The following is a 3,210-nucleotide window of genomic DNA, read 5'->3' on the forward strand; positions in this document are numbered from 1 at the left end:
CACCAAAGAAAACATCATCCCCGACGATGCGACGCTCAAGCTGAACGTCCGAACCTACGACGACGACGTGCGTGAGTACATACTGTCCGCGATCCGGCGTATTTGCTGCGCCGAATGCACTGCCTCCAATGCGCCGAGGGAACCTGAGTTCACCACGCTAAGCAGTTATCCGATGACCGAGAACGACACGCAAGCCACCGCGCGTATTGCGCATGCGTTCGAGGCGCAGTTCGGCGAACGCGCCTACGAAACTCGTCCTGCGGCGGCAAGCGAGGACTTCAGCATATTTGGCCGTCGCTGGAGCGTCCCGTACGTATTCTGGATTGTCGGTGGCACGGATCCACAGGTTTATGTGAAGGCGAAGGCGGACAAACAGATCAACCTCCTGCCCAGCAACCATTCTCCGAAATATGCACCGACCTTGAATCCCACGTTGAAAACGGGCCTGCAGGCCATGTTGTGCGCTGCAGCGGAGTGGCTCTGTAAAGGGAAAGTCTCTACGTGAGCGGACATGCGCTGTTTCTCCTGCTTGATCTGGTCGGCACGTTCGTGTTCGCCATCAGCGGGGCCGTGGCAGCGAAACAGCGCAATCTCGACCTGTTTGGGGTTTTTGTTATTGCGTTCGTGGTCGCATGCGGGGGCGGCATCGTGCGTGATGTGTGCATTGGGGCGGTACCGCCGGCGGGGCTGTCCAACTGGCGCTATCTGGTTGCCGCCATGGTCGCTGCATTGATGACTATCGTCGCCTACCCTCAAGTGAGGCGGTTGCGACAACCGGTGCTCTTCTTTGACGCCATCGGCCTCGGGCTGTTTGCGGTATCGGGCGCCCAAAAGGCGCTTGCTTACGGCCACAATGCCGAAGTCGCGATATTGCTGGGGGTGACGACTGCCGTTGGCGGAGGAACCTTACGCGATGTGCTACTTGCACGGGTACCCGTCATCCTGCAAAGGGAGATTTACGCATCCGCGGCACTGCTTGGCGCGGCAATCCAGGTCGCCTGCGAGCAACTTGGCCTGTCACAGTCCTGGACGCCCTGGGCTGCAACGTGCGTGTGCGTGGGCTTGCGCCTCATGTCGCTGCGCTTTCACTGGCATCTCCCCACCTTCGCTAGCGGCAATGCCGGAAAGCCAGGGTCTGGCCAATGACGATCCCCGATGACAGGAGTTGCCCAAGAACGTCAACGCTAAAGGCGCAGCGGCTTTTCGAAAATACTAGCGACGAGATTGTTGCTCTGGCTGATCGGTATGTTCGCTATCAAAAGCGAGCATCAAGGGAGATCGTTGTGAGCTACGGGGATCCAGATTCACCCCTTGTGCTTGTTATTTCGGGGCGGTTGCAAGTATCAAGCGTATCGGAAGATGGGCATGAGACCGGTCTTGGTCAGATTAAGGCCGGTGAGTCCTTCGGCGAAAGTGCAATCGTTCTGGATACCCCCATAGCTGCGTCTGTAGTTGCGTCAACGAGCGTCGTCGTCGGCTTGATTGGTCGCGTCCAGGCGCGCAAACTGTTTTGCGACCATCGCGTCTCAGTTGCTCTGCTCGCGATTCTTTCCAACAAACTCCACCGCGCCGTTTGCAGTCAGTCAGCGCTGTCAATGCCGCGCGCGTATGCGCGCGTCTTCGCGGTTATTGACGCAGTCGTGGCGGAGAATGCGGGCGATGCGCGTCCGCTGATCGAGCTTCCGAATCAAGCGTCCATAGCCATCGCGGCAAACGTAAGCCGTGAAACCGTCTCCCGTGCAATGAAACTGCTCATACAGCGGGGGGCATCGTAAAGGAGGGACGCCACGTTCGCATTTGTGACCGCAGCGTGTTCGCAAAGTTAGCAGTAGACGACGCGCTTCGATAGTGCGTGCATCGGTTGCCGCAACATCGGCTTGCAGCTACGGACTTGACGCCGCAGCTCCGGCCTTCTTCCCAGCGCTCTGTGCCGTCTCCGGATAGTCCGGGTTGTACCCACCCGGCCGATAACCAGCTGCCTCAAGTCTCTTCAACTCAGAATTTTTCTTTGCGCGCGCCACCTTACGTGCGGCCTTCCGCTCGGCCTTCGTCATTGAAGCGGGATTGGATGAGCCGCCCGGCCCGATAGCTGAAGCAGCTTCGGTTGTTCGAGCGACGTCGGCTGTCTGCACCGAAGCTTGCGCAACAACACTTGTGCACAGCAGGGTTATTGAACCAATCACGGCCAAAGCCGTAACGCGAAAATAATTCATGGTTTTGTCTCCCTCGCAAGAATGGATCTGCTGCGAGCGGGCGGTATGTCTTCGCCGCCACGCCCTGCAACGCTGTGGTATGTACGTGCCGCTATTGGGGTTGCGCATGCCGCGCCGTGCGCGCAGTGTCCGGTTCCCGCATACCCAGTCCAGCGATGAGCAAGCCTGCCACCGCGGCCCCAAATGCAATTTGCAGAATCGATGAAATCCCGGCGTGTTGCGCCACTCCGCCAGCCACGGCAGGTGCGACTGCACCGCCGATGATCTCTCCGAGGCCGACGATCACTCCCGTCGCCGTAGCACCCAGTTCAGACGGCACCGACCCGCTGGCAAAGGGACCAACAGTGACGCAGATGGTTCCAGCAATGAACAGTGACACGAACGTCAGCACAACGAACAGCCTCACGGGATCAGCCCCGGTATGCATCAGCAACCATAGACCGACAACCTCAAGTATCAGCGCGGCCACGATCACGGGCTTGCAGCCAAAACGGTCCGAGAGTGCCGGCAGCACCACGACGCCGACGCACGACCCGACACCCAGCCCGGACAAGACCAGCCCCATCGAGCCCATCCCCAACTGCAAATAATCGGTCAGGTAGCTCGGCAAGAACGCCGACAGCACGACAAGCCCCGATAGCGAGCAGAGCATCAGCAACGTACCGAACACGACATTCCGATAGCGCAGCACGTCGAACCACGGAGCTGACGGAGCACTTTCCGTTGCCCCGGCCGGCGCATCTGCGCGAAGCGACTTCGCGAGCAACGCCGCTATCACGAAACCCGGTACGGCGACGATGCCAAAGATCCAGTGCCAGCTCGGTACAAGCTTCAGCATCCCGACTGCAATTACGGGTCCGAGCCCCATCCCGATGAGCGGTGCCGCCATCTGTTGCAGACCCACGTTAAGCCCGACGCGGCTCGGTTTCGAAGCCTCCACCGTTGCGACGATACTCGCGGGCACGTACGCTCCCTCGGCTATGCCCATCAATGCACG

At 59.7% G+C, this 3,210-nt stretch carries 3 protein-coding genes and 1 pseudogene; 3 read left to right on the forward strand and 1 reads right to left on the reverse strand.

What is annotated here, in order from left to right; all coding sequences use genetic code 11:
* The 3 genes and pseudogenes from WCA53_RS01570 to WCA53_RS01580 all read left to right on the forward strand — a co-directional run.
* Positions 1-505: pseudogene (locus WCA53_RS01570) on the forward strand (amidohydrolase); the annotation flags it as partial.
* On the forward strand, positions 502-1,146 hold the full coding sequence (locus tag WCA53_RS01575; RefSeq protein ID WP_423904746.1) for a trimeric intracellular cation channel family protein: 645 nt from the start codon (positions 502-504) through the stop codon (positions 1,144-1,146). The pseudogene WCA53_RS01570 and the gene WCA53_RS01575, both read left to right, overlap by 4 nt.
* Positions 1,143-1,775, forward strand: coding sequence for a Crp/Fnr family transcriptional regulator (locus tag WCA53_RS01580; RefSeq protein ID WP_423904749.1), 633 nt, complete (start codon positions 1,143-1,145; stop codon positions 1,773-1,775). Before WCA53_RS01575 ends, WCA53_RS01580 begins: the two co-directional genes overlap by 4 nt.
* A gap of 529 nt (positions 1,776-2,304) precedes the next feature.
* Here the strand turns inward: WCA53_RS01580 and WCA53_RS01585 are convergent.
* Positions 2,305-3,210: MFS transporter (locus tag WCA53_RS01585; protein ID WP_423904752.1), on the reverse strand; the 906-nt coding region annotated here is incomplete at its 5' end.

It is taken from the genome of Caballeronia sp., assembly GCF_049581465.1.
Lineage (GTDB): Bacteria > Pseudomonadota > Gammaproteobacteria > Burkholderiales > Burkholderiaceae > Caballeronia.

What these genes read in the sequence shown, in the direction of transcription:
- WCA53_RS01580 (WP_423904749.1), top strand. Translation starts at nt 1,143, where the DNA reads ATGACGATCCCCGATGACAGGAGTTGCCCAAGAACGTCAACGCTAAAG.